This is a genomic window from Nonomuraea sp. bgisy101, from assembly GCF_057708945.1.
Map to the genome: position 1 here is coordinate 239,901 of NZ_JBYITD010000011.1, position 26,114 is coordinate 266,014.

Here is a 26,114-nt window from a genome sequence, read left to right on the forward strand (position 1 = left end):
AGTACCGATGCCGGCGTCACTTCAGGGGGGCGGTTACGACAGCTCCCGCCCGTGCCTGAGCTCCCACGTTCCTACATCGGTGTAGAAGCGGCCGAAGTGCCGAAGCCACGCGGCAATGGTCTCGGTCGCTCTTTTGGCCTGCTCATCGGTCAAGCCTGCCTGGTCCTGCAGCGCATGCTGCAGGTCCACGTTGGTCAGGCGATCACCCTTTACCAGCGCCCGGAGGGCAGGAATCTCCCGCAGGCGGCTTTCCACCCAGTCTGAGAACTCCGCCTCGGTCAAGCCTGCCGGTACGCCCAGGAACGCGAGGTCCCGCAGGATGGCTGCTTCCATGGATCGCCCGAATTGAGCCCTTCCGCAGTAGTACGAGTAGACGGCCTCAGGGCGTCGTGTAACCGGGTACCAGCCCTGCTGCACCTCCTCTCGTAGCTGGCCGGAGGCAGTCGGGCGGTGTTCCTTCATTAGCTCCGCTTGTCTTCTCACCAGGGCGGCCATGTGGGGCGTCGCCTCGATCGCGTATGCCTCTATCTCGGCGAGTACCCGGCCGACTTCCGGATGTGTCGCGGACACCTCGACAAGGATCTCAATGTTCGGATTCGTGACCCGCCCGGTGGCCTTCCCTGTCAGGTTGGCCGACCCGATTAGACAGCGCTCGCCTGTGAGGTAGAGCTTGGCGTGCAAACTCGGACACAGGGCGATGCGCAGCCGCTTGTCGTCCTCTGCGAGCTCAATGATCTCCGGATCCGACACCCCTGCCGCCACCTCCTCGGGAACCCACCGCGTGATGCACTCGATGCTCTCGACAGAGGCGGGAACGGCGGAGAGTGCAGCTGCCAGAACTTCTCGCTTGATGAAGGGCGCCACAAGGGTTACGCGTCCATGGGCGCCCGTCATCAGTTCTTCGATCTGCCGCCAGATGTGGGCGGGCTCGGTCACGCGTCGCTGGCCTTCCCGTCCACAAAGTCGCGGGCGTACCGTCCCCACTCGCGGCGGGCGTCCGCGATGCGTTCGCGGTCGCGGTCGGGGTAGGTCTCGTCCTCCATACGCGCCCAGGAGAAGAGCAGCAGCTTGAAGGTCTCCGCGACACGGTTGAGCCGGTCGCGCAGGTCGTCCACGTCCGCGTCTTCCGGGACGTCTTCAAGGACGGCCAACAGCTGAGCGTGCAGGGGGTGCTTCTCGTTGAAGATCACCTGCAGCATGCCGGCCATAAGGTCGATACTGAAGAAGGCGGAGGTGTCCTGGAAGCTGGAGATCCACCGCGCGCGAAGATCCTTCTCCAGGGCCTCCTCGACCATGGACTGCGCAGTGTCCTCGTCAAGGTGGTGCCGCTGGGTGAGGGCCTCGACCTGTTCTTGCCGCTTGGTCTCGGTGGTCGCCCCTTCCTCCAGCTCGTCCGTCTTGCCGGTGTAGCCCTCCTCGCTTCGGCGCTTGACGGCGTCGGTGGCCCTGGAAGCGACGTCATCGTCGTGCCGCTTATTGCTCTTACGTGTACCGACCGTCTGCTGCTTCAGCTGCCGCCGGATGGCAGGCAGGAGCTTCTCCTCTAGGTAGAGCACGAGGTCGATGAGAGGAAGACCCGGATCGCTGAACTCGGCAAGGCGCTCCTTGAACCCCTTGAAAGACTCGCCGGCCTCGGCGTGGGCCTTCCAGTCGAAGTGAGCGAGGGAGGAGAAGACAGTGGCGCCCTGCTTGTTATTCGTTACGCCGAAGATGGTGTCGAGTTCCGGCGGGAACTCCACCTCGATGCCCCACCACCGTTCCGTCGGGTCGTACCCAATGGCCCAGGATGCGTCGAGGTCGAGTTCCCTGCCCTGGCGTACGAGCGAGATGCCGACGTTGCGCCTGGCGTGCTTGCCCCACGGAAGAGTTCCAGGGTCGGTCGTGCGGCTGATGCCGTCGGGCCACGGCTGGCCTTCGACATTGGCGCGCCGTGCCTCTGGGCAAGCGATGGAGGCCCGGACCGTGATGTTGTGCTTCTTGCCCTCATGGAACACAGGGAAGCGTGTCACACCGGGCTCGGACTCGCTGCCCATGGAGAAAGGCATGAACATCGGCCTGTCTGAGAACGGCGCCGGGGTGGAAGTGGGCGCCATCAAGTAGAGGGGGTCGTTGGGGACGGCGTGGTATTCGCCGTCGACGACCTTGCCCTCTCGGACGGGCGCCATTCGGATGTCGACGCGTCCGTCGTGGAGGTAGTGCCGGTAGACGCGGCCGATCAGCTCGGCGGTGTTCTTCAGGGTGGCGGCGGCTCCGTACCAGTTGACTTTGTCCAGCTTGGTCCAGACGACGAGCGTGCCGGTGTCACCGAGCCCCTCGCTCAGGTCCCGCCAGTAGTCGGGCAGCGGGTCGTATGTGGGTTCGGGGACATCGTCGATCAGCCCTGCCTCAATCTCTTTGAGATCGAGGTATGTGTGCATGGCGTTGCCCGCGCCGTTGGTCCAGGACCAGACGTCGAGCCGGGTGCACTGGGACATGCTGGAGTTGGGCAGGCCCATGCCGAAACGGCCGATGCGGGCGGGGTCGACGCCCTGCCCGTCACCATACTTCAGAGCGCGCCGCAGCTGCGGCGGCTCCATGCCGTGGCCGTTGTCGAGGACGGCGATGGTCTCCACGCGGTGGTTGGTCCGAGCGCCCACTTTCACGGGGTTCTCGCAGGCAAAGACCTCCACGAGGGTGGCCTTGGCGTCGATGCTGTTGTCGATCAGTTCGGCGAGGGCGTAGGCAGTGTTCTTGTAGCCGCTGTCCCGCATGGCCTTGACGGTCAGCGAGGGACTGACGATCCGGTAGTTGCTGCCGTCGCTGGTCACGATGTCTCCCATACGTCTTCCCAGTTGGTGAATGCCTCTGCTACGTCGCCGAACCCGGGAAGCTCCGGGTTCACGACGGTGATGATCTCGCAGGTGGCGGTGCCGCCAGCCTTTGGGCCGCGGATGACGCGGCCGACCATCTGGCTGTAGAGCACCAGGGACTTGGTCGGGCGGGCGATCACTGCAGCGCTAGCGGCCGGGGCGTCGAAGCCGGTCGTCAGGACCCCGAAGTTACACAGAACCATGGGGCGCCGACCGGCCCCCTTGAACCGAGAGATCACCTGGCTGCGGTGCCGAGGGGAGGACTCGCCGGTCACGAACGCAGCATCGATGCTGGCCGCGGACAGGACGGCCGCGATCAGCCGGCAGTGGTCGACAGAGGCGGCGAACACGAGAATCCGGCGGTGCTGCTGGAGCAGCTCCATGATTGTCTGGACAATCTTGAGGTTCCACTGCTCGTCCCGCGCGAGCTCGGCCATCATCACGGCCGGGATGTCGAACGACCGCGCGAGGAGCTGTTGATCCTGGGCCGACAGGTGCATACCCGGCTCAGAGGCCACTGTCCTCATCAGCGGCTTGGCCAGGTATCCCTGCTCAATCAGGGCTGTCACCGGATTGGTGTAGCCCTCGATCTCCAACATCACCTTTTGTCGGGAGAAGTAGTTGGAAAGCTCCTCGTCCTTGGAGATATCCGCCCACGTCCGTCCCGGCGTGGCCGTCAACCCCAGGAGGCTAGTGTCATGGCGGATCGTCAGTTCATCGACCACCCTCTGGAAAGTGGGAGCGATGATCTGATGAGCCTCGTCGAAGATGGTCAGGGTGCTGCGTGCCGCAAGGGTGGCCAGGAACTGTGAATCACACTTGACAGTCGAGACGGCCTTCTCCAGGCCGAGAACGACCAGCCCATCGGTCACCCCCGTGAGCTCTGCAGGGGCGTTGCCCCATACACGAAGAAGGGGGAGCGGACGGTCACCGACCTTGGCCCAGGCGCGTTCAAACTCTGAGGCGGCCTGCTCCAGCAGCTCCTGCCCGTGCGCCAGCCACACCACCACGGTCGGTTCGTGCTGCCGTAGATGATCGCAGATCAGGCTCATGCCTGTTCGGGTCTTACCAACGCCAGTGGGCAGATGGAGCACTGTCCGCCGCGAGCCGTCGTACAGCAGTTCCTTGACCCGGGCCGCCGCATGACGCTGATGCGGGAACAAGGCATACTCGGGCGCCGCCTCCTGCTTGAACGCCGGCGGGAGGGACGGCACCCGGTCGATCGTGAAGCCGAAGAACTCAAGCAGCTCGCGCCGCTCGTCCGCCGTCCACTTCAGGCTCCGCAGATAGCCCAGCGGTGCCAGCCCATCGCCTACCGAGCCAAGCCGCTGCGCCAGCTCGGCCTGCTTGGGGCTCGGAACCATCTCTATGAGAGTGGAGCGTTCGGCCTCGTCAGCGACCAGGCGCTCGGCGTCGATAGCGATCGGGGCAACGGCCCGCAGTCGGTCGTCTGGCGCTGTGCCCCCCTCGATCAGATCGAGCAGGGCACACAGCTGCTCGCCGAGATGTGCCCGGATGTATGACACCGGCGCACCAGCGAGGAGCGCCTTGAAGGACATCCCCGGTGACCAAGCCGTCACGGACTCACCTGCCCGATGCGTGGCGGACAACAGCCTGCACGCGCCTCGGTCGGCGCAGTCGTCATGAACTTCCACCCCCAGTTCGAGCACGCCAAGCACCGCCCCAAAGTGCAGGCACCGCAACGTCACAGCGTGCGAACCACCCTAATCAGGGGCACTGACAACAGGGGCGCCATTAGGCGAAAACCTCAGCCAGGGGCGGGATTTGTCGCTCTCTGACCAGAATCCCCGACCCCTTGGGCTGATCTTGCTGCAGGCGAGCTGCGCGCACCACACCCAGGTGTAGAACATTCGTTCAGTAAGCGACCTGTGATACCACGCGTCTGAGTGATTTCAAGCAGTAGATCTTGCCGCATGACTAAGATCGGCTTGCTCCTGGTGGAAACCCGGATGCGGGACGAGCTTTCCACCAGCAGTACATTGATGTGCGACACAAGTGACGGGTGGCAGATGATGAACAGGTCTCATGGGGCGGGTATGTCCTACCTTGACTACAATGCCACCGCACCGATCCGGCCCGAGGCTGCTGCAGCCGTCATTGAAGCCATGCAGTCGGTCGGAAACGCCTCAAGCATGCACCAACCGGGACGGCAGGCCGCGCATCGGGTCGACCTTGCTCGTCGACAGCTAGCCGATCTGCTTAACTGCTCACCGGGCGAGATCATCTTCACGTCCGGGGCTACCGAGGCGAACAACCTGGCCCTCCGCTCTGCCTACACACCTGGAAATTCGCTAGTGACGAGCCCGGCAGAGCATCCTGCTGTTCTGGAGACAGCCCGGATGGTGACCGCCGAGCGACCAGAGGATCTTGTGCTGCTACAGGTCGGCTCCGACGGCCTGGTGGATCTCAACGCCTTGGAGCAGGTCTTCGTGACACGAAGCGGGGGGGTCGTCTCCCTGATGGGAGCGAACAACGAGACCGGTGTCCTAACCGACCTTCGAGTCGTGGCCAAGGCGGCCCGTGAGGCCGGCGCCCTCATTCACACGGACGCCACCCAAATCGTCGGCCGCCTGCCTGTAGACGTTGCTGAACTCGATGTCGACCTGCTGTCGCTGTCGGCCCACAAGTTCGGTGGCCCGCAGGGTGTCGGCGCGCTGTATGTGCGGCGTGGGACGCCACTGCCGCACCGGCCGCTTCTGGCGGGTGGTGGGCAAGAGCGTGGCTGGCGCGCGGGCACTTTGAACGTGGCGGGGATTATTGGTCTGGGTGCTGCAGCCGATGCCGCCCGACGCAACCTTGGTGAGGAAGCCGAGCGTGTCGCTGCACTGCGCGACCGCCTCGAACGCCTGCTGGCTTGTTCTCTGCCTGACTGCCGTATCAATGGCCGACAGGATCAGCGACTCCCCGGTGTAACGAGTATGACCTTCCCGGGGGTGCCAGCGGATGCCGTGCTGGCGGCCATGCCCGACGTCGCTGCTTCGGAGGGCAGCGCGTGTGCATCCGGTGCCCCGACGCCGAGTCACGTGCTCCTGGCGATGGGACTGTCCCGGGAGGCTGCAGACAGCACGATCCGCTTCTCGCTGGGTTACGCCACCACGGACGCCGAGATTGAGCACGCGGCGCAAGCTGTCGTGCGGGCCGTGACTCAGGTTCGTTCCGCGCTGGCCGAAGCTGATGGCCCTCGCTGACTGTTACCCCGTTTAACACCTCGTTAGAGCAATCGCATCGAACACGGAGAGGTTCCGGATGTCAGACAGCCGGCTTGGGGAAGCCGCCCATTTTTCCTTCGCGCGACATGAGACCTTCGCGCCCCGCTTCGGCTGGCTGCACAAGGCGTATACGCAGGTCAAAGACGACCCGAGCGCGTTCCTCGCGGATGACGCCCCGGTGCTGTTCGGCGTGGGCAAGAACATGGTCAACGCCATGCGCTACTGGTCGCGGGCCTTCAAGCTGACCCGCGAGCACTACCCGACGAGCGGGGCGCGCTCCAAGTACTCCTTCCCCACGTGGGAGGCCCGTTGGCTGCTCGACGATGACGGCGCCGACCCCTATCTGGAAGAAAATGGCAGCCTGTGGTTGCTGCATTGGTGGCTGGTCTCTTCCCGTCCCGGGGCCAAATGCTGGGCGCCGACCTGGTACACGGCCTTCCACCTCGCGCCGTTCTCCCGGTTCACGGTGGCGGACATGACGCAGGTCGTCACCCGGCATGTGAACTTTTCCTACAAGGAGGGCCCGGTCGAAGCCTCGATCGTCCGTGATATCGACTGCTTGACCAAGATGTACGCGCGCAGCGCTCCGGAGAAGGCCGGCTCCCCCGGCAGCTATGAGGACCTGCTCGCTTGCCCCTTCCGCGACCTTGACCTCCTTACCTTTGTCGGCACGCGTGGCAAGCCGGAGTGGCAGTTCACTAGCGGGCACCGCACCACGCTACCCGCCCGGGTCCTGGCCTATGCCTGCCTCGACTACGCCGCCAAGTTTTCCCGTCAAGCCAACTCGATCTCCGTTGCCCGCCTGGCCAACGAGCCAGGTTCCCCTGGGCGAGCCTTCCGCGTCGGAGAAAACGAGATCGTCATGGCGCTGCAGAAGGTCGCCGCGGACCACCCGCAACTCAACCTGACCGAGGCCGTGGGACAGCGCAGCCTCGCGTTCGCGGCCGACCCCTTCGCACTGGCTTGGGAGGTGCTCGACGAGCAGTACGACTTCGTCACCCGCCGCCCCGGTTTCCCTACCCGCGAAGAATGGGCCGCCAAGTTCCCCAGGCTCGCCGAGGCCGAGCAGAAGGAACTCACCGCCAAGTCCGCCGACACCGCCGACACCGCCGAGCCACTCTTTGAGGAGACCGCGTGACCACCGCAACCCCCACGCGGACCCCCGGCAGCCCCGCGACCTCCGTCCCGCAGTTCCCCGCCGGCGTCGAACTCGTCGGCTCTCAGATGCGCTCGACGAACCTCGAGCGGGACGTCACGGACGCCCTGCACGACCCCTACGTCGGCGCCCGGGCGGTCGACGTTCTGGAACGCATCGCTAGCGCACTTGCCGACCAACGCCGGACCCGCGCCTGGTCGTTCACCGGGCCATACGGATCCGGTAAGTCCACTCTGTCCAACTTCATCGATGCCTTGCTCGGGCGGGACGCCCAGCGGCGCAGCGAGGCCGAGCGCATCCTCGACGAGGCCAGCCCCGCCCTCGCTCAGCGCCTGGCCGCAGCACGCGACGCCATCGCCCCTGACGGGTTCCTCGGTGGCGTAGCCACCGCACGCCGTGAACCCCTGGTCGCCACGCTCGCCCGGGCCCTCCACACCGCGGCGGAGCGACGCTGGGGCAAGCGCATCTCGAAGGCCATCGCCGCGGCCCTCGCGGCGTGCGCGGACCCAGACACTGCCAGTGCGAAGGACATCCTCGACGCGGTTGCCGCACTGACGGCGGACGGGCAGCAGCCCCTGCTCCTCGTCATCGACGAGTTCGGCAAGACGCTGGAACACCTCGCTGGCCACAACGAGTTCGCCGATGCCCAGCACGACCTGTTCTTGCTGCAGGAACTCGCGGAGAAGTCGGCCGGCCCCAATGGGCTGCCCGTCTACCTGATGACTCTGCAGCACCTGTCGTTCATGGACTACGCCTCACGGTCCAGCGAACTCAAAACCCGCGAATGGGCCAAGATCCAAGGGCGCTTCGAGGACATCACCTTCGTCCCTCACTACGGCGACTCCCTACACCTGCTGCGGCGCTACCTCGACCACTCGGCGGTCAGCCCAGCAGGACAGGCACTGATTACCGCGTCGGCCCAGGCGTCCGCGGAAATTTGGACGGACCATGGCCTAGGGGTCCTGGCTGAACTCGGACCCGAACACTTCGCGGACCTCTATCCGCTGCACCCCATCACGGCCCTCGCCGCACCGATCCTCGCTGCCCAAATTGGCCAGCACGACCGCAGCATCTCAGGCTTCCTCAACAGCGGGGAACCGAATACCGTCCGCCACTCGCTGGCCCGGCACAGCAGCGAGAAGGCCGACCGTGCCAGCACGGTGCGACTGCCGCAGCTGTACGACTACTTCCTCAACTCTGGGCGAACCACCCTGCTCGCTTCCGCCAACGCGAGCCGGTGGATCGAGGTCGACTCGCGCATCCGGGACGCCAACGGCCTCCCGGACCCCGATCAGGACGTTCTGAAGACCATCGGTGTCCTCAACCTGATCGACTCCGATGGGGTCCTCAGCGCCACCGCGCCGATGATCCACTTCGCTCTCCACGATCCCACTGAGATCGCTGACCCCGATGCCTTCACGGCGCTCGAAGAGCGACTCGCCGACCTCGTCCGCCGAGGTTTCGTGGTCCACCGTGAGTTCAGTGGCGAGTACCGGGTCTGGCAGGGCACGGACGTCGATATCGACGGCCGGCTCAAGGAAATCATTAGCCACTTCGATGACGCCTCGGTCATCGATCGTCTCGCCAGTCTCGTCCCGCAAGCATTCGTGGCTGGCCGCCATAGCCAGGTCACCGGCATGATGCGCGTGTTCTACACTGCGGTCAGCGGTCCGGAGACCAAGACAGTTGCCGCCCCGGACAAGTTGAAGGAGCCTGCCGACGGTCTCGTCGTCTTCCACCTCGGCACCGATGCCGACCGGCCGAACGTCGACTCGCCCCTGCCAGTGCTCGTCAGCACCACGCCACACCCTGACGTGGTGCTCACGACGGCGACCTACCTGGTCGCGCTGAAGGAACTCAGCAATGACCAGGGCCTCGACCACGTCGCCCGGCGGGAAGTCACCGAGCGAATTGTGCAGGCCGAAGCGGAACTGCGGGAGCTGATGCAGGATGCCTTCTACCCGCCATCCTCCGAGGCGTCGTGGAGCCTGTGGCATAGCGGCATCGCCCCCGGCGAAGAACCAGCCGCCTCCAACCTGACGGCCCGGAGCCTCAGCGGGCTGGTCTCCCTGGCCTGCGAATCGGTGTACCCGCACACGCCCCACATCCGCAACGAGATGCTCGGCCGCCACGTCCTGACCAGCCAGGCCGCCCAGGCTCGCGGCATACTGCTGACGGCCATGTTCTCTGCATCAGGGCAGAAGAACCTTGGCTTCACTGGCGGCTATAAACCCGAGCGCGCCATGTACAGCGGCGTGCTGGCCTACCTCGGCCTGCATCGCGAGAACGGCGTGGCCCAGGCCGAGAGCCATCAGGAAAGCCTGCTTCCCTACGGCTTCTCCTCGCCTGGGGAAGGCCACGAGCACGCCCAGCCCGCCTGGAACGCGTTGAACGAGATACTCACCGGTGCCACCGAGCGCCTGAGCATCGAGGAGGTCATCCGGACCCTGATGAGCCCGCCCTTCGGGCTCAAGGCCGGAGTCATTCCGGTGTTCCTCGTGCCAGCCCTCGTCATCCACCGGCACGATGTCGCCCTGTTCGAGGAAGGCACCTACCTGCCCCGGCTGACCATCGACGTGGTCGAACGCCTCGTTAAGGGCCCGGGACGCTTCTCGGTGAAGTACACGCCGGCCGGAGACGGCCAGCGCGGCAGCATTATTAAGAAGCTGATGATCTCCCTCGGCGTGGAAGCACCACGCTCCAAGGCTCTACGCAACCCCGACCTGCTCGCGGTCGCCAGTGCCCTGATCATTCGGGTGGCCGACCTCAACAAGTACGCCCGCACTACCAAGAACATCTCTGCCGACGCTCGCGCCGTGCGCGCGACCATCGCGAAGGCGGTGGACCCCGACGAACTGGTCTTCCACGCACTGCCGAAGGCTCTCGGTCTCCCCGAGATCCCGGCACGCACGCGCGCCCACACGGAGGCGGCGAACACTTACGTCGAACGCCTCACCGCGGCTGCGGACGAACTCGTCGCGATCGACGATCGGCTGCGCGCTGAGGTCGTCCGAGTACTGGCCAAGGAGTTCCGCCTGCCAGCCGAACTGCCCCAGCTGCGTACCCAGCTCGCGGCCCGTCTGCGAGGTTTCGCAGATGCCGTGCTGGCACCGGAACTGCGGGGCTTCGTCGATTTCGTCCTCAGTGACAGCCTCGAAGACGACGACTGGCTTGAGCCCATCGTTGTACGCCTGACCAACTCCGCCCTCGGAGACTGGGACGACCACGAAGCCAAGGTCTTCCCCCAGAAAGCCCGGGCGATGGCTGCAGCCCTCGACCGCGTCGGGCACCTGCACTATGCCGGGCGTGAGATCCGTGGCCGGGAAGAGAAGCTCGACGCGCAGCTGTTGACCTTGACCGACAGCGCCGGCGTAGAGCAGCGCACCCTGGTCTACGTGCCCGAGCAGGTCCGTGGCGAGGCCGACACCCTCGCCGTCGACGTTCTGAAGCAGGCCGAGAAGGCGCTCGGCCCGGATGGCGCACGCATTCTGCTCGCTGCCCTCGCTCAGCGCGTGACAGATGCCGCCACAGCGGCGAGTGAAAGGAAGGCAGAGGGATGACCGAAGAAGTCGACACCAAGAAGGTCCGGCACGTGCTCGGTATCTCGGGCGGCAAGGACTCCTCCGCGCTCGCTGTCTATATGCGCGACCGAGTCCCGGAGATGGAGTACTTCTTCTGCGACACCGGCGCTGAGCTGCCTGAGACCTACGAGTACCTCAATCGGCTTGAGGCCGCCTTGGGCAAGTCGATCGTGCGGCTGAACGCCGACCGCGACTTCGACCACTGGATGGAGGTCTACCAGGGCACTCTGCCCAGCCCCCAGATGCGCTGGTGCACCAAGAACCTAAAGATCAAGCCCCTGGAAGACTGGGTCGGTGATGACAAGGTCATCTCCTACGTCGCCATCCGCGCCGACGAGAACCGCCTCGGCTACGTCAGCACCAAGCCGAATATTGAAGCCGTCTTTCCCTTCCGCGAGGACGGCATCGACAAGGACGGAGTGATGCGGATCCTCGACGAGGCTGGCATCGGTCTTCCCGACTACTACGAGTGGCGCACTCGCTCAGGCTGCTACTTCTGCTTCTTCCAGCGCAAGCACGAGTGGGTCGGCCTCAAGGAACGGCACCCCGACCTGTACGAACGGGCCGTCGAGTACGAGGAGAAGGTCCGATACCGCCACACCGCCATGAAGGGCCGCAACTACACCTGGTCGCAGGGTGAGTCCCTTCCAGAGCTGATAGCGCGCAAAGACGAGATCGAGGCCAAGCACCAGGCAGCCTTGGAGCGAGCCGCCAAGCGCATCAAGCCCAACCGGCCCCTCCTGGAAGTGCTTAGTGACGCCCTCGACTCCGATGATGACGAGGCTGGCTGCTCCGTCTGCCACCTCTGATAAGGCTGGCGCCCGTACCCTATCGCTCAGGCCCGCCTCGCGGATGCTCTCCGCGAGGCGGCCCGTTGCTGCCAGCCGTTCGTGGACACCAGATATCGAACGACTGGCTGCTCTGGAAGGTGGCGTCCGACAACAGCAGACCCATCGCTCGCATGGCACGCTCGATGAGGTGTGAACGGCTCACGCGGTCATCGATCTCGGATCCCTGTCTCTATCCAAGATGTAGCAATCGATGACCGCGTAGCACCCGACCGCATCGATTTAGTGCCTCCCGCCAGCCATCTTCGGTGCCGATCAGGTGTGGTTGCTCGTAAAGGCCGGCTTTGATCTCGGCGTCAGTCAGCCGCCTGTATTTAGGCGCGTCGGGGTCGTCAGAGGCGAGGAACTCGTGCTTGCGGTGAAGCAGCGGCCGGTTGGTTGAACTGGCGTACGACAGAAATGAAGACTTCAGTGTTTTCAGGTCAACGGTGTAGGACGACAGCAAGCGAGGATGTGGATCGGTGTCGAAGTCGGGATAGTCCAGCCAGCTGACTCCCCGGCCTTGATGTCGGAGCTTGGCGATGGTCCAGTCGGCGGGGCGGCCGGCCGCGATGCTGGCGCAATGCTCGTAAAGGCGGAGTATGACAGGCATACGGTGGATCGCGCGTCGATGGACGTACAAGGCGGTCGGGGTGAATTTCCCGGCCACCGAGCCGGTCATAGCCCGCCGTACGTAGCCGTCGTCACGCAGCTTGAGCAACAGTCGGTCCGCGCGCTGACAGGCTTCGGCGTAGGAGGAGAAGAAAGCGCGTACATCGAGCTGGACTGTCAAGGGCAGGCTGCTAGAGGGGCCCCGACCGTGAAACAGCTCCACGGCCAGGAAGAGCAATGTATCTAGTGTGGTCCGCTTGGCTCCGGCCTCGACCTTTGTCGGATCTGCCGATTGATGAACAAGGCGGTGCAGCTCGCTTGGACGCAGGCTGCCAAGAAGCCCTGCCATCGCAAGGGGCATCTCTTCCAGGCGAGGAATACGCCCACGCCGCTCCAGATAGTCAACAACGGCGTCGATGGCTGAGGCCGCATCCTCAGAGGAAAGCCACTCCGAGCTAGGCGTCACCCGTCGGGCCATGTAGCGCAGGCGAGCATTGTCGCTTTTGAATGCGTACACGATGCCCGGTGCGGCCGACAGGCACCGTACGCTCGTCGTGTCCTGAACGTAGTCGCGGAGCTCGCCCGCCGCGAACAGATACTGAAAGGTGTTACGGCTGGTGAGGATCCCGTCGCCGTGCTCCTCACCCTTGATCTGATTGCGCTCCCAACGAAGGCGCGCAGATACCACTAGTGCCGTCTTAGCCAGCTCCCACGCGCGCTTCAGGGTACGTTGTCGCTCGGCGCGATCTTCGATCACGTTCAGGACGTAGGTGAGCAGCACGATGTCGGCCGGCTCCAATCGCCCGTCCGGGAAGTAGACCGGGTCCCAACCGGAGACATTGAGATCTAGACCTTGCAAAGCACGTATGTCTCCACCCCGGCCACAGCCGTAGTCGAGAACGGACGTTCCTGGCACCATCTGCAAATCGATCACGGCTTGTCGGGCCGGCGCGGACATGCCGGTGCGGCCGATCGCCGTCAACTGCCTATCGCTGCGCCACCCTTGTTGTGTCATCGATGCCTCTCACCTCATAAGACGCTTCGAAGGTTATTTGGTTGGAGCGTCTCGCCGCCTCATCAAGGGGTCGATCTTGCCTACATCGTCGAACCTTATGCGGTAGGTCCCTCGCAGGGGAGGAGGTGGTCCTGCCCCGGTTTGGTGGACACCTGATCTCTGAGGAACCCTGGTTCCCAGAAGAAGGAGTTCACCGTGCCGAACAACTATCCGCCGGAGTTTCGCCGGCAGATGGTGGAGCTGGTGCGCGCGGGACGGTCGCCGGAGGAGCCGGCCAAGGAGTTCCAGCCCACCACGCAGTCGATCCGTGTCTGGGTGCGCCAGGCCGATCTGGATGATGGTCGTCGTGCCGATGGCCTGACCAGCGCGGAGAAGGACGAGCTGGCCCCGGCTGCGTCGTGAGAACAAGATTTTCCGCGAGGAGAAGGAGATCTTGCGTAAGGCCGCGACCTTCTTCGCGCGGGAGACGGATCTGCCGAGATGAAGTTCGGGCTGATCGATGCGGAGAAGGACCACCACGGGGTTTCCCTGCTGGCCCGGGTGCTAGGTGTGTCGCGCCAGGGCTACTACGCCTGGGCGGCTCGCCAGGGGCGCGGCCCGTCTACTCGAGCGCGTCGCGACGCCGAGCTGACCGGCAAGATCCGCGAACATCATCAGGCTTTCGATGAGATCTACGGGGCGCCGGGCATCCACGCCGACCTGCGGGAGATCGGCGGCATTCGCGTCGGCCGCAAACGCGTGGCCCAGCTCATGCGCCGAGCTGGGCTGGCCAGGGTGAGTAGGCGTAAGGGCTGCCGGACGACGATCGTGGACCGGCAGGCCGTCGCCGCCTCCGACCTGGTTAAGCGGAAGTTCAGCGCAGGTCGAGCCGAACCGGTTCTGGACTGCCAGACATCACCTCATGGGAGAGCCGACCTGGCGACTATGCTGCCGCGTAGCCGCAAGCCCTGATGTGTCTATCAAGCCTGGGCAACTCCAGACGGCCGCCGCCGCTCTGGGTGAAAACGCTCAGTGCTGGATCAAACCGCCGACCGGGACGGGATTGACATGGCCAGTTGCCGGAAGGGTCTGTGCCAGAGCGAGGCCGACATCGACCAACGATGATCGGCGAAGGCATGGAACGTCGGGAATCGGGGTCCAGACGGACTCGGCGGTTTCGCCGTTCGGCTCAGACCGGAGTTGGCCACCCGGTGATACAAACTCGGTAGAAGATGCCGACATTCTGGTGCTCGGGCATCCAATTCAGAAGCCATAGAGGTAGCGGCGATTATCGAACGCCTCTCTACCTCCTTCAAGTAGCTCCTCTACTATTTCGCGAACCCCCTGGTCATCAATTGATCCACACCCTTCAGGATCTATGCTGCCGGTAATCCGTCCTCCAACGTCCCACGCCATGAGCGTGACAATCTGGTCGGCGTCACCCAGCACAGGAATGTTAGCGTTATGTGTAGCAAATATAAGTTGGCGCTTGATTTTGCAGGATCGTATCTTCGGAACGATCTCATCGTAGATAAATCTGTTGTCTAGGTCATCTTCTGGCTGGTCGATGATAAGGGGCGCACTGCCCTCTTGTAGGAGGATAAGCAAGAGAGCAGTTGCTTTCTGTCCGGTGGAAAGGCGATCGAGTGCGCGCCAATTTTCCGCCTGCTTTGTGCCTAGATTCAGCTCAAGTTCAGTAGTTACCGGAAGGTCTGTCTCCTCAATAAGCATAAAGAACTCTTCGCCGGCGTTAGCGAGTAGATCCGCCTGCATCGGAGTAACTGCGTATGCATTCATTACCTCCTCTACTCCCTGGCGACAAGTATCGGCAAGATCTCGGACCGACAAAATGGCAGCAGATTCGATAGCGGAGCGGATCTTTTCCTTTCTGCCACTCAGGCGAGTATCCACCAGATTTATTAGAGGGCTTCTATCTTTACCTTCGACAATCTCAACACGTACTGCGCCTACTAGTCTCCGACCGACTTTCTTTGCCGCCGACTTGAGGTCACGCAGGCGATCCTTGCGCAGCTCCTCGACCTGCACAAGCAGTTGCAGGCGCTCGCTTTTCAAACTCTCCAGGCATGTAATTAGTTCTTGGTGGTGTGGACGGAGAGCTTCGAGAGAGTTCACCTCATGGGTGAGCCGAAGATATTCATTTCCATCTATCCCATCAGGCTGAAGAGCGCGCAAAGCTTGATTGAGTGCTGACCGGATGCTAGAGCTAGCCTGACTCCACTCCTCCTTGACGCTTTCGAGCTCCTCTCTCGCCCTTCCCAGAGAGGAGAGAATGTCTGTGATTGAGCTACTCATCGAGGTATTAAGGTCGACGAGAATCGACTTAGCCTTCTCAAGGAGAGCCGCGTTTGGCAGCTCCACGTCTCCCTCGATCTCAAGATAGGCAGTGTCAACAGCCAGTGTTTCCGGCCAGTCCTTCGAGCTACGCGCGACGTTTTCTATTGAACTGAGAGCTCGGCCAAGAATTGCTTCTTCTTGCTGAATTTTTCTCTGGCTTGAGAGCCGCTCCGCGATTCCAGCTTTATCAAAGTTCTGAAGACGCTCTTGCAGTACGGGCAATCGCCCGAGCTTTTCCTCGATCGACTTGAGTTCACGCTGAAGGTCCAATATTTTGTTGCGCGATTTTTCAAGCCTGGATTTGAGCTCGTAGAGCCGCTCCGAATGTGCGCTGGCTTGAGGCATATATCGAGCTATCATGCTCGTTAGCTGCTTCTTGTCGCGCGCAAGATCCGCAAGTTCCCGCTGACCGTAAACTTCAATATTACCGACCAGATCGAAAGGTGTGGACTGCAGTTCCTTGCCATCGATAGTACGTACGATAGGACGCCCGGGAACACTCCGCTCCACGACATATTCCGATGACGCTGGCTTCGGGCATCTAATGAGAAGCTTAACTTGTGTGCCGCTTCCCAAGACGTTGACATCATTTACCATAGATCGATGCTCTTCTACGGCCTTAGCGGTAAGCGGCTCGACATCAAGAGCGTATCTAATACTTTCGATTACTGTGGATTTCCCGGAACCGCGTCCGCCGATCAGAGTATTTAGTGATTCATTGAGGCGAAGTCGCACTCCATCGAGGAAACCGCCGGCCCACTCAATTCCAATGATTACTGGGTGATCTGGAGCCGCAAGAGATCCTCGCTCGACACGAGTTGCGGGAGTTCGGAATGCTAGATCGAGCCCTCTCGCTGTTAGGCTTGACATTTTGATCCAGGTTGTTGAACCTGACTTTTCTACATCACTTGGCCCGTTGATATCCGCTGCGTTTATGAGAGCCATTGGAGTGGATCTCGCATACTCGGAGTTCTTCCCCTTGAGGATATCTGCGTGGGCCTGAGAGGGCGTTCCCCCTGAATGCCCCGCAGCACGGAGGCGAGGGTTGGTCCAAGCTACAATACGGGCTTGCCCTTTTAGCTGACCGAGCAGCCCCGCGTCTGTTGTAACATGAGGTGCAATGATTACAGCGTTCCAGCGCTCGGCGCGAATAAGGAGGTCATCGATATTGAGAAGGCCTGGCGCCGAGTCCTGACAATTTGCTCTGATGCCGCACTCGCCGATACATCTGTTGATTTGTTCTGCCGTCACGTCCGGGTTGAACAAGACGAGCAAGTGCACGCCTTCTTTGCTAGTGGCTTCAAACCCGGGGAAGACAACGATTCCCGCTGACGTTGCCTGCTGTCTAAGCTTCTCTCCACTATCAACGCGCCAGTGGTCAGTAATAGCTATTACGTCGACCTTGCTAGCCTTAAGTGCAGCAATCAGAGCAGCGTTGTAGCTTTCTTCATCTGGATACGCTGTATCAAGCTTCTTGTGAATAACAAGATAGGCGAAGGGGTTAACCTGCAAGGCGCATCGATACCAACGAGCCCCCTCGCGTAGAACGGTCCAAGTCTCGATCATGCAGCATCCTCCTGAGGGTTGTCCTATAGAACTTCTGCATCTTAGTTGAAAGCAGCACCGGCGGAAGCAAAACGCACAGGTTGCCCACATGTACCTCAAGGTGCATTTGCCCCTTCCGTCACAATATCTGGCTGGACGAACCAGTGCTTCAAGGCCATGGACGTAGCGAGCGATCTATCGTGCTACACGAGCAGCAACTCGCGCGGTCCTCTTGCGGTTGAGTGAGTCTCCGAGAGTCCGCGGCCGTCCGAGTTCGTACACGCCTTGTGTTTTATCTATGCCTTATCTACGAATAGGGGCGATCCAAAACCTGAGATTTTGCCTGACGACTTCGGACGCTCTGGGGTACCGGCCGCGGCAGTAGGCGAGAGACCGGAGTCTCGCCGGTACCTGGTGCACCTTCTGGCCCTCGATTGCCTTCGTTCGATAGTGAGGCGGGGCGGCCGGGCGGGACCGGCCCGGAGAGGCCGCACGCCCGCCCGGACCGCCCGGCCATCCGCCGCCCATCGGGCGGCGGCTTGATGACGTGTAGATAAGTTGCTTTCACTCAGGGGCGTTAACCGTGTCGATCTTGCTCGGATACGGCGCAGCGCTGTTCCAGACGCGCTCGAAGCTGGTCAGGTAGACGGCTGCTGTCCCGTTCTCCTCGCCGGTCTGGAGGTAGGTGACCGGGGCTTGGGCTGCTGGGATGCCGTAGGCGTGGGTGTTGACGAGGAGTTGGTCGTCGGCTCGGTAGATGGAGTTGTAGAGGACCGTGCTGTGGAGGCGGACCTCCACGCCAGGGACGTCGTGGAGAGACTGGTAGAGCACGAGGGCGTTTCTGATTCTGGCTGCCATGACGTCCGGGCCGATGTGTTCGTCCACCCCTCGGGCTGCCACCTCTGGGCTGTCGGGGTCGCCCAGGAGCACACGCACCTTCACTCCCACGCGAGCCCGCTCAGCCATTTTCAGCATGACGCTGGTGTCCTCGGCGAGAAACAACCCGCTGTAGGTCAGGATGTCGATCTCCCTGGCCGCATTGGCGAAGTGTTGCCGCCATACCGCCTGCGGTACGGCGTGACGGTGGGGATACACCGCTTGAATCTCGCCGAGGATCGTTCGGCGATACCCGGCCACCTCAGGCCAAAGGTCGGCCTCGTCGACCTGGAGAACGTCGGCCACGGCCCATCGATGTCGGGGGTAGGGAACGCGGCCTTGCAGCCACCGCTCCACCGTCTTGGGGTCCACAGCCAGGCGTGCCGCGAGATCGGTCGCGTGGAGCCTGGCGTTGGCGAGCGCGTAACGCAGGTGCTGGTTCATCCGGTCCGCCCCTCAAGCAAAACCGCCTGTTGCCAGGGACGCTAACACGAGACGTCCCTAGACGTCCCAGGGTTGCGGTGTAGAGATTCCTAACCTCTGGAGACCCTCGACGGACAAGCCCCACCACATCGAAGGGACAGTCCCGATGGTGAACACCCGCCCCGACCAGCTCGCTTACCAGGAGCGCCTGTTGACAGCCCTGCGCGACGAGTTGCGCGCCCGCACGATCCCGGCGGTCCTCGTCATCGCCGAAGACGGACGGCCTGGCCTGGACGTCGTCGACAGCCGCTTCCGGACCCGCCGCGTCTTCGTGCACCTGGCGTTCTGCTGGTTCTACTGGGGCGACCAGCAGGATGAGCGGGTGACCTGCCTGCGCCTGCTCGCCGCTGTCGAGCGCCTGGCCGAAGTCGCCGCGAACGGCTGGAACGAGGGCGAGCAGGGAGAGATCGGCGTCGAGCTCAGCAAGATCGTCAACGCTCATCGTTCCTGACGCCGTGACCATGCGCGAATCGCGGTGGTTGACCGGCTGGCGGGTCTACTGCCAGCTCGCCGATGTACTCCGGGAGCGCATCGCGGCAGGTGAGTATTCGGCGGGCACGCTGCCGTCTGAGGCGGAGTTGTGCACCGAGTTCGGCGTCGCCCGCAACACGGCTCGGCGTGGCCTGGCCGTCCTGGAGGGTGAGGGCCTGATCGTGACCATCCCGGCCAAGGGGCGTGTGGTGTCGGGCACGCAGGCTGTGCCGTACCGCTATCTAGTGATCGCCGCCGACCTGCGTGGCCAGATCGCCGCTGGAGGCCTCGCGCCCGGCTCCGCTGTACCGAGTGAGAGTGAGTTACGGCAGCGCTACGACGCTTCGCGTAACACCGTGCGGCAGGCGCTGGCAGTGCTGGAGCGCGAGGGCCTCGTCAGCACCCACCCGGGCAAGGGCCGGTTCGTCAGCGAAGGGTAAGTCTGGGACGTCCCGGGACGTCCCAACTCATCCTCTAGCTTCCCCTCCGGGCCTCCTGCCTATCGTGAACAGCATGAGACACGTTGCCTGGGCGCGAGGCCTGGCCAACCAACTGCTGGAGCAGCCGCTGCCCCGCCGCTGGGAGCACTCGCGCGGGGTCGGCACACGAGGCGAAGAGATCGCCCCCATCCTCGGCGAGGACGCCGAACTCCTGGCCATGTCCGCCTGGCTGCACGACATTGGCTATGCCCCCGACCTCGTCGACACCGGGTTCCACCCGATCGACGGTGCCCGCTACCTGCGCGACGTCCACGGCGCCGACGAGCTGCTGTGCAAGCTGGTCGCTCACCACACCTGCGCTGCCATCGAGGCCGAAGACCGCGGCCTGCTCGACATCCTGGAGCGCGAGTTCCCGATGGAGCGTCCCGACCTGGTCGAGGCCATCACCTTCTGCGACATGACCACCAGCCCCGACGGCCTCCCGGTCAAGGTGGAAGACCGTCTGGCCGAGATCAGCAGCCGCTACGGCCCCGAGCACCTAGTCACCGGCACCATCCAGAAGGCCACCCCGTGCATCCTGTCCGCCGTCCGTACCGTGCGGGAACGGCTTGATTCAGCCGATGTACGGCTCGCCTTCGCCGGTTAGGTAACGTTCGATCCTCATCCGCATCGACCGGTCCATCGTTAACGTAGCGACCTCCCGCGGAGGCGCCCCACCGACCTCACAGGACTCGTCCCTCGGCGTCGGCACCCCGCCGACCGCCCGCGCGGTAAGCACGACGGAGAACTCCTGTCGTGCCTCGCCTGTGGTGACGAGGAGCTGGTCGTTGGCGCGGTAGATCGAGTTGTGGAGCACTGAGCGATGGCGACGGCGCTCGCGGTGACCGCAGGGAATGGGCCGGACTGCACGATCCAGGCATGATGACCCCATGTGGTTACCGACCCTGTCCGAGCTCAAGCAGGTCGCCGTCGTCCGACGTTATGTCGGCACGAAGACAGGCGAGTACCCGCGGTACTGGCATCTCATGGGCTCCTTCATGGACCTGCCTGACCGGAAGCTGATCCGATTCGGGCGGTCCCTGGCCAGACATGCGCGACGGATCACCGATGATGACCTTGACCTGCTGCTGGCCTTCGAATGGCGCTCCCGTATGACCGCCGCCTGGCTGATCGGCCTCGACCGGCGGACGCGGTTCCGGGAACGGCTCGGAACGCTGCTGTTGGAAAGTGAGATGGTCTACGCGGGTGGAGCGTACTGCTTCGCGCTGGCCAGGTTCGCCGAAGAGCAGGACGCCGCCCTCCTGACTGCCTACCTGGATCGATACCTCCCTCAGCTGGACTGTCGCTACGACCAGAACGACGCGATGGGCGCTCTCCTCTGCCTTGATGAACTCCGTGGAACGGATCACGCCGCTCGCTTCCTCGCCCCAGGGGGCCTGTGGGAGGGCTCGGCGGTGCGAGAGGTGGATCCTGCTGAGGAGAAGGCCCTCATGGACGAGCTGTGCGCCTTCGCCGAGAGCTGCATGACTGGCACGGTGAAGGAGTGGTTGCCCCGGGGACGACGGTTCGTGGAAGAGCGCCGGGCTCAGCCGATGTACGGCGACGACGCCCCCGATAGATAACGTTCGATCCGCATCCGCATCGACCGATCCATCGGCAGCGCGGCGACCTCTCTGCGGGGGACCCACCGGACCTCACGGGACTCGTCACTCGGCGTCGCCTCGCCGCCGACCGCCCGCGCGGTGAGGACGAGCGAGAACTCCTGTCGGGCCTCGCCGTTGGAGGTGTAGAGGATCACGTGGCGGGGGTCGCTGTAGGTGCCGACAATCCCTGTGATCTCGCACGTGATGCCGGTCTCCTCGACGGTCTCCCGTACGGCTGCGGCGGGGATCGACTCGCCCAGGTCGATGGCGCCGCCTGGGACGGCCCAGTTGTCGTTGTCGGAGCGCCGGATCATCAGGACGTCCCCGGCCTCGTTGGTGACCACGACGTTCACCGATGGGACGAGGCTGTTCGGCTTGGGCGCGGCGGGATCGTCGTAGAAGTCGATGCGGCGGCCCATGTTCAGGAGCCTACCGGGATGGCCTCGGCCCATACCCGCTCGAAGCTGTCGAGGTAGGTGTTGACCATGTCGCCGCCTTGGACTCGGCGCAGATGGAAGACCGGCGCGTTGCCCGCTGGCGTGCCGTACACGTGGGTGTTGACGAGGAACTGGTCGTCAGCGCGGTAGATCGAGTTGTAGAGCACCGTCCGATGCAGCCGGATCTCCACGTTCTCCCGTCCGCGCAACGGCCGGTAGAGGACAAGGACGTTGCGGATCTTGGCTGCCATGCCACCGTCAATGCCCTCGTCCTCGCCACGCTGGGCGACCTCGGCGCAGTCAGGGTCGCCCAGCAGAATACGGACCCGCACGCCCGCGCCGGCCTTTTCGCCGAGCATCCGAACCATGCCCGCGTCGTCGGCGAGAAACAGGCCGCTGTAGACCAGGACTCCGATCTCCTCGGACGCCTCGGCGAACAGACGTCCCCACGCGTCCCGGGGTACGGCCCAGCGATGCGGGTAGACGCGGACGACCTCGCTTTCGGACGCCGACGCCACCTGTTCGCGTGTGAGCGCCTCCGGCCATAGGTAGGTCTCGTCCGTGCCCAGGTAGGAAGCCACCGCATATCGGTGTTTTCGGTACGGCTCGCGCCCCTTGGTGATCCACCGCTCGACCGTCTTGGGATCGACTCGGATCGCATCCGCCAGATCCGCGATGCTCACCCCGCGTTCCAGCAGTGCCGCGCGTAGCCGTTCGTTCGCCATCTCACCTGCTCCGGGAGGACGCCCAGGGACCTCGACATCGTAAGCCGGACGTCTTGAACATGTCCCGTCCTGTAGTGATCTCGTCCTCACACTCCGTCGCATTCTCAGTTCGCAAGCAAGAACGGCGACTGAAAGGAGTGGTGATCACATGACAAACGAGATCTACCCGACCCCCGCGTGCGAGTGCGGCGCGGTCCTGGACGAGGGACAGGCCCGCTGCCTCAAGTGCCTGGCGCGTGACCGCTGGGCCAGGAAGCAGGCGGGCAAGCGTTCGCGTCGCGGCCAGACCCGCCGTCCCCCGCGCGGCCCGCGCAAGAGCGTCCAGACTGGGGTGATCTGGTCATGATCGCGCTGGTCGTCGCTGCGGTTCTCGGCATCGCCGTCCTGGTCGGCTTCGTGATGATCGTGGTGAGCATTCACCGCGCCGACAGGGCCATGAGCGCGAGCCTTCGCGACCGGATGGCTACCGGTTACGTGGGGCGGGGCGTGTCGTGGACGTAGATAGCTGCTCCTCGACCTGCGCGAGCCGTACCGACAGCTCCTGTACGGCGGAGCGCAGGTCGGCGACCTCGCCCGCGAGATCCCCGGCCGGGGCTGCCGCGTCGACATCACGGACGAACACGCCCTTGCCCTGCTGGCCGATCACCAGGCCCTCGTTGCGCAGAATGCCGACCGCCATCTTCACCACTGACAGCGACGCGTCGTACCGCTCGGCGAGCTGGGCGGTGGAGGGCAACGGGCTGCCGGGCGCGAGGGAGCCGCCGCGGATCTGCGAGCGCAGATCGTCAGCGATCTGGAGGTAGCCGGGCCGCCCGGTGTGCTTGACCATCGCTCCAATCTCACCACACCAAGTCACCCACGCCAACATTGACAACTGAGCCAACTAGGTTAACTATGTTGGCTAGGACAAATAAGGAGGCCAGACCCTATGCGTACTGTCCCGATCCCGGTGGACACCACCAAGCTCGCCATCACCTGCGTCAAGGCCCCACAGCCGCGCGTTCTCAACCGCGACACCGGAGAGATCAAGACCGACAAGAACGGCAACACCGTCTTCGAGGTCACCGTCTCGGTTGAGGACGAGTTCGGCCGCATCGAACTCGTGAAGATCGGCACCACTGGCGAACCGCCCATCACGACCGGCGACCAGGTCACCGCCGTCGGCCTGCTCGGCTACGTCTGGGAGATCGCCGGCCGGTGGGGCATCGCCTACCGCGCCTCAGCCCTGCTCCCCGCGCGGGAGGCCGCCAATGCCTGACCCGCTGCTCCTGCTCACAGTCCTGGCCGCTGTGGCGGCCGGGCTGTGGGCCTGGCGCCGCTACCACTACCCGTCCTTCTGGCTCGCGGTCGGCTTCCCGCTCATGGCCCTGTCCGTCCGGGCATCCTGGCGTCGGGTGGCGCTGGGCTGCGGGCTGACCAAGAAGCGGCAACGCTGGTGGTTCACCCTCACCCCCGGCGCGGTCGCCTCCACCGGCCTGGTCAAGGTACGGCGACGCTTCCAGCGCGTCGCCGTCGACACCAAACCGTTCATGTGGCTGCCGCTGCCCACCCGGTACGGCTGGCGCGTCACGCTGTGGACGCTGGAGGGCCAGATTCCCGGCGACTACGCCGACGCCGCCGAGCGCCTCGCCCACTCATGGGGCGTGCACGCGGTCCGCGTCTCCTCACCCCGGCCCGGTCGCGTCGTCCTCATGGCCACCATGCGCGACCCGCTCGTCAAAGTTGACTACCTGCCGCCCTCGCCCGACCTGCTCAAGGTCACCGTGGGACGGCTGGAGACCGGCAAGCCATGGGTGGTCGACTTCCGGATCGTCCCGCACTGGGTCAACGCGGGAGCGACACAATCCGGCAAGTCCAACCTCGCCAACGCCCTGATCGTCGGCCTGTCTCCGCAACCTGTGGCGCTGGTCGGCTTCGACCTCAAGGGCGGCGTGGAATTCACTCCCTACGCGCCCCGGCTCTCGGCCCTGGCCACCTCCCGCGCAGAGTCCGTGACGCTGCTGGATGACCTCGTGGGCCTGATGGTCGATCGGATGGGATTGTGCCGTCAGGCACAGGCCCGCAACATCTGGCAACTCCCGCCTGCCCTCCGGCCCGTCCCCATCGTGGTCCTGGTGGACGAGCTCGCAGAGCTGTACCTGATGGCCGACAAAAGCGAGAAAGACGAGATCGCACGCGCGTCGACGGCCCTCCTGCGGGTCGCTCAGCTCGGGCGCGCCTTCGGGATTTACCTGTTCTGCTGCGGCCAACGGATCGGCTCCGACCTCGGCCCCGGCGTCACCGCCCTGCGCGCCCAATGCTCGGGCCGCATCTGCCACCGGGTCAACGACCCCGAAACCGCGAACATGACCCTCGGCGACCTCGACCCCGCCGCCCTCGTCTCCGCCCGCGCCATCGCCGCCGAGACACCCGGCGTCGCCATCGTCGCCTCTCAAGACGGCCAGTGGTACCGCGCCCGCTCCTTCCACGTCAGCGAGCAGACCGCCGAACACGCCGCCCGCACTCACGCCCACCTCGCCCCGCGCTGGGACGAGATCACCGCCCACCTTCCACAAGCCGTCAACGCCTGAACCCAGGAAAGGGGGTGTGACGATGCGACGCTTCGCCTGCCGGCTGCTCGACACCGGCCCGGTCGTCGTCCTGGCCATCATCGCGGGTGCCGGATCGTTCACCCACATCCGCGACACCGCCGCCGACCACGGCCAGACCGGCTGGATGTCCTGGGCGGTGGCCGTCTGCATCGACCTCACCTGCGTCATGGCCGCCCGCGAACGTCAGCGCGACAAGACGACCGGCAGGGTACGGCGGGGCCGGATCACCTGGCCCGTCCTCGTCCTGTCCGGCGGCATCGTCCTGTCCCTGGCCGCCAACCTGGCCCAGGCCGAGCCGACGGTGTGGGGCTGGATCACCGCTGCCACGCCCGCGGCTGCCTTCCTCATCGCCGTCTCCATGCTCGAACGCCGGATGATCGCCAGTCCTGAGCCGTCCCCGCTCGCCGTCCCAGAACTCGCGCCCGTCCTGGAGACCGAGGACGAACGGGAGGACGAGCCGGAGGCCGGCCCCGCGCCCGCCCTACTCGACTACGCCCGCCGCGTCGCCGACGAACACCACGCCCGGCACGGCAGACCCATTACCCGCGACGCCCTCCGCGCCCGCCTGGGCGTCTCCAACCAGCTCGCCTCCGACCTGCTCCACACCCTGCGAACCGCCTGACCGAAGGGAGAGCACCAATGACCGACCACCGAACCACTGTGATCACCGGACTGCGTGACCTTGCGGCCTACTTCGAGGCCAATCCGGACGTCCCGCTGCCCTGGCATGGCATCAGCGTGCAGTACTTCCCGGCCAGGGCCGACGACAAGGCGATGCGGGCCGACATCGACCACGTTGCCGCTCTCCTCGGTACCGAGATCGACCCCGAGGACTTGCCCTTCGGCCACTACAAGACGGCGCTCAGCTTCGGCCCCGTCCGCTACGAGGCGCTCGCCGTTCTCGCCAACGCCCGCGCCCGCCATGAGGCCAGCAACAGCTACCGCGACAACATCGCGATCACCTGACAGGCGAACGATCATGCGAATCCGCCTCGACGGCACCCGCACCGAGATCATCGACGCCCTGTTCCGGCTTCGCCTGAACTTCACCGTTTCCGGCGTCTCGCGCGCCTACCCCGACCGCGCCAAACCCCATCACTGGCGGGTCTACGTCAACACCACGCCCCGCGAAGGGAGGTGACCCATATGACGCGCTACCGCTGCTGCACCTGCAACGGGGCCGGCCTCGACAGCGAGGGCGAGGCCTGCGCCGACTGTCACGGCACCGGCATCGACAACCACGGCGCCTAACGCGCGGCGCCCCCGGCCTGGCCGTACATCCGCCAAGACGCCTGCCAG

26 protein-coding genes are annotated in these 26,114 nt (G+C 64.3%); 17 read left to right on the forward strand and 9 right to left on the reverse strand.

The window, feature by feature from the left end:
• Positions 1–33: 33 nt before the first annotated feature.
• Genes AC3EO4_RS22625 through AC3EO4_RS22635 form a run of 3 tightly spaced genes read right to left on the reverse strand, consistent with a single transcriptional unit; the run spans position 34 to position 4,528 of the window.
• Positions 34–936 (reverse strand): phospholipase D family protein, encoded by a 903-nt coding sequence (locus AC3EO4_RS22625; protein ID WP_431897578.1) that lies wholly within the window; start codon positions 934–936, stop codon positions 34–36.
• Entirely contained in the window at positions 933–2,819 is a 1,887-nt protein-coding gene (locus tag AC3EO4_RS22630; protein ID WP_431897580.1) for an ATP-binding protein, read from the reverse strand. Before AC3EO4_RS22630 ends, AC3EO4_RS22625 begins: the two co-directional genes overlap by 4 nt.
• Entirely contained in the window at positions 2,804–4,528 is a 1,725-nt protein-coding gene (locus AC3EO4_RS22635; RefSeq protein ID WP_431897582.1) for a DEAD/DEAH box helicase, read from the reverse strand. Before AC3EO4_RS22635 ends, AC3EO4_RS22630 begins: the two co-directional genes overlap by 16 nt.
• 255 nt (positions 4,529–4,783) lie before the next feature.
• On the opposite strand from AC3EO4_RS22635, the gene AC3EO4_RS22640 reads away from it, so the two are divergent.
• From AC3EO4_RS22640 to AC3EO4_RS22655, 4 genes are read left to right on the forward strand one after another with little or no spacing between them, the layout of a single operon-like run.
• Positions 4,784–6,058, forward strand: coding sequence for a cysteine desulfurase family protein (locus AC3EO4_RS22640; protein ID WP_431897584.1), 1,275 nt, complete (start codon positions 4,784–4,786; stop codon positions 6,056–6,058).
• Between the two features lie 58 nt (positions 6,059–6,116).
• Positions 6,117–7,217: a DUF4007 family protein gene (locus AC3EO4_RS22645; protein ID WP_431897586.1), complete on the forward strand. Its 1,101-nt coding sequence runs from the start codon at positions 6,117–6,119 to the stop codon at positions 7,215–7,217.
• Complete coding sequence (locus AC3EO4_RS22650) at positions 7,214–10,795, forward strand: ATP-binding protein (RefSeq protein WP_431897588.1); 3,582 nt, start codon at positions 7,214–7,216, stop codon at positions 10,793–10,795. Before AC3EO4_RS22645 ends, AC3EO4_RS22650 begins: the two co-directional genes overlap by 4 nt.
• A complete protein-coding gene (locus AC3EO4_RS22655) occupies positions 10,792–11,625 on the forward strand; it encodes a phosphoadenosine phosphosulfate reductase domain-containing protein (protein ID WP_431897590.1) in 834 nt (277 codons plus the stop codon). The genes AC3EO4_RS22650 and AC3EO4_RS22655 overlap by 4 nt, the downstream gene beginning before the upstream one ends.
• 211 nt (positions 11,626–11,836) lie before the next feature.
• On the opposite strand, the gene AC3EO4_RS22660 is transcribed toward AC3EO4_RS22655, so the two are convergent.
• The gene (locus tag AC3EO4_RS22660; protein WP_431897592.1) at positions 11,837–13,270 is read right to left on the reverse strand and encodes a DNA phosphorothioation-associated putative methyltransferase; all 1,434 of its coding nucleotides are present in this window, start codon (positions 13,268–13,270) and stop codon (positions 11,837–11,839) included.
• 195 nt (positions 13,271–13,465) lie between these two features.
• On the opposite strand from AC3EO4_RS22660, the gene AC3EO4_RS22665 reads away from it, so the two are divergent.
• A complete protein-coding gene (locus AC3EO4_RS22665) occupies positions 13,466–13,672 on the forward strand; it encodes a hypothetical protein (RefSeq protein WP_431897594.1) in 207 nt (68 codons plus the stop codon).
• Between the two features lie 78 nt (positions 13,673–13,750).
• Entirely contained in the window at positions 13,751–14,221 is a 471-nt protein-coding gene (locus AC3EO4_RS22670) for an IS3 family transposase (protein ID WP_431897596.1), read from the forward strand.
• A 291-nt stretch (positions 14,222–14,512) separates the two neighbouring features.
• On the opposite strand, the gene AC3EO4_RS22675 is transcribed toward AC3EO4_RS22670, so the two are convergent.
• The gene (locus AC3EO4_RS22675; RefSeq protein ID WP_431897598.1) at positions 14,513–17,170 is read right to left on the reverse strand and encodes a TrlF family AAA-like ATPase; all 2,658 of its coding nucleotides are present in this window, start codon (positions 17,168–17,170) and stop codon (positions 14,513–14,515) included.
• Between the two features lie 543 nt (positions 17,171–17,713).
• On the reverse strand, positions 17,714–18,331 hold the full coding sequence (locus AC3EO4_RS22680) for a phospholipase D-like domain-containing protein (protein ID WP_431897600.1): 618 nt from the start codon (positions 18,329–18,331) through the stop codon (positions 17,714–17,716).
• A gap of 283 nt (positions 18,332–18,614) precedes the next feature.
• Between AC3EO4_RS22680 and AC3EO4_RS22685 the strand changes: the two genes are divergently transcribed.
• The 4 genes from AC3EO4_RS22685 to AC3EO4_RS22700 all read left to right on the forward strand — a co-directional run bounded on the left by AC3EO4_RS22685 (position 18,615) and on the right by AC3EO4_RS22700 (position 21,041).
• Positions 18,615–18,959, forward strand: coding sequence for a hypothetical protein (locus AC3EO4_RS22685; RefSeq protein ID WP_431897602.1), 345 nt, complete (start codon positions 18,615–18,617; stop codon positions 18,957–18,959).
• Positions 18,960–18,969: 10 nt separating this feature from the next.
• Positions 18,970–19,419 (forward strand): GntR family transcriptional regulator, encoded by a 450-nt coding sequence (locus AC3EO4_RS22690; RefSeq protein ID WP_431897683.1) that lies wholly within the window; start codon positions 18,970–18,972, stop codon positions 19,417–19,419.
• 73 nt (positions 19,420–19,492) lie between these two features.
• Positions 19,493–20,065, forward strand: a complete 573-nt coding sequence (locus AC3EO4_RS22695) for an HD domain-containing protein (RefSeq protein WP_431897604.1) — start codon at positions 19,493–19,495, stop codon at positions 20,063–20,065.
• A gap of 283 nt (positions 20,066–20,348) precedes the next feature.
• Positions 20,349–21,041, forward strand: coding sequence for a DUF6000 family protein (locus AC3EO4_RS22700; RefSeq protein WP_431897606.1), 693 nt, complete (start codon positions 20,349–20,351; stop codon positions 21,039–21,041).
• Here the strand turns inward: AC3EO4_RS22700 and AC3EO4_RS22705 are convergent.
• Together AC3EO4_RS22705 and AC3EO4_RS22710 are read right to left on the reverse strand one after the other, a co-directional pair.
• Positions 21,005–21,481: an NUDIX hydrolase gene (locus AC3EO4_RS22705; RefSeq protein WP_431897608.1), complete on the reverse strand. Its 477-nt coding sequence runs from the start codon at positions 21,479–21,481 to the stop codon at positions 21,005–21,007. The genes AC3EO4_RS22700 and AC3EO4_RS22705 overlap by 37 nt on opposite strands.
• 2 nt (positions 21,482–21,483) lie before the next feature.
• Positions 21,484–22,224, reverse strand: coding sequence for an XRE family transcriptional regulator (locus AC3EO4_RS22710; RefSeq protein WP_431897610.1), 741 nt, complete (start codon positions 22,222–22,224; stop codon positions 21,484–21,486).
• Positions 22,225–22,372: 148 nt separating this feature from the next.
• Here AC3EO4_RS22710 and AC3EO4_RS22715 point away from each other — a divergent pair, with 148 nt between their 5' ends.
• Both AC3EO4_RS22715 and AC3EO4_RS22720 read left to right on the forward strand, forming a co-directional pair.
• Positions 22,373–22,570, forward strand: a complete 198-nt coding sequence (locus AC3EO4_RS22715) for a hypothetical protein (protein ID WP_431897612.1) — start codon at positions 22,373–22,375, stop codon at positions 22,568–22,570.
• Positions 22,567–22,725, forward strand: a complete 159-nt coding sequence (locus AC3EO4_RS22720) for a hypothetical protein (protein ID WP_431897614.1) — start codon at positions 22,567–22,569, stop codon at positions 22,723–22,725. The genes AC3EO4_RS22715 and AC3EO4_RS22720 overlap by 4 nt, the downstream gene beginning before the upstream one ends.
• On the opposite strand, the gene AC3EO4_RS22725 is transcribed toward AC3EO4_RS22720, so the two are convergent.
• A complete protein-coding gene (locus AC3EO4_RS22725; RefSeq protein ID WP_358144106.1) occupies positions 22,688–23,053 on the reverse strand; it encodes a GntR family transcriptional regulator in 366 nt (121 codons plus the stop codon). The genes AC3EO4_RS22720 and AC3EO4_RS22725 overlap by 38 nt on opposite strands.
• Positions 23,054–23,152: 99 nt before the next feature.
• On the opposite strand from AC3EO4_RS22725, the gene AC3EO4_RS22730 reads away from it, so the two are divergent.
• Genes AC3EO4_RS22730 through AC3EO4_RS22750 form a run of 5 tightly spaced genes read left to right on the forward strand, consistent with a single transcriptional unit; the run spans position 23,153 to position 25,956 of the window.
• On the forward strand, positions 23,153–23,482 hold the full coding sequence (locus tag AC3EO4_RS22730; protein ID WP_379650394.1) for an SCO3933 family regulatory protein: 330 nt from the start codon (positions 23,153–23,155) through the stop codon (positions 23,480–23,482).
• Complete coding sequence (locus AC3EO4_RS22735; protein ID WP_431897616.1) at positions 23,475–24,794, forward strand: FtsK/SpoIIIE domain-containing protein; 1,320 nt, start codon at positions 23,475–23,477, stop codon at positions 24,792–24,794. Before AC3EO4_RS22730 ends, AC3EO4_RS22735 begins: the two co-directional genes overlap by 8 nt.
• Before the next feature lie 22 nt (positions 24,795–24,816).
• Complete coding sequence (locus AC3EO4_RS22740; protein WP_431897618.1) at positions 24,817–25,437, forward strand: DUF2637 domain-containing protein; 621 nt, start codon at positions 24,817–24,819, stop codon at positions 25,435–25,437.
• A gap of 17 nt (positions 25,438–25,454) precedes the next feature.
• Positions 25,455–25,781: a hypothetical protein gene (locus AC3EO4_RS22745; RefSeq protein ID WP_431897620.1), complete on the forward strand. Its 327-nt coding sequence runs from the start codon at positions 25,455–25,457 to the stop codon at positions 25,779–25,781.
• A gap of 13 nt (positions 25,782–25,794) precedes the next feature.
• Positions 25,795–25,956: a hypothetical protein gene (locus AC3EO4_RS22750; protein WP_431897622.1), complete on the forward strand. Its 162-nt coding sequence runs from the start codon at positions 25,795–25,797 to the stop codon at positions 25,954–25,956.
• The last annotated feature ends 158 nt before the right edge of the window (positions 25,957–26,114 follow it).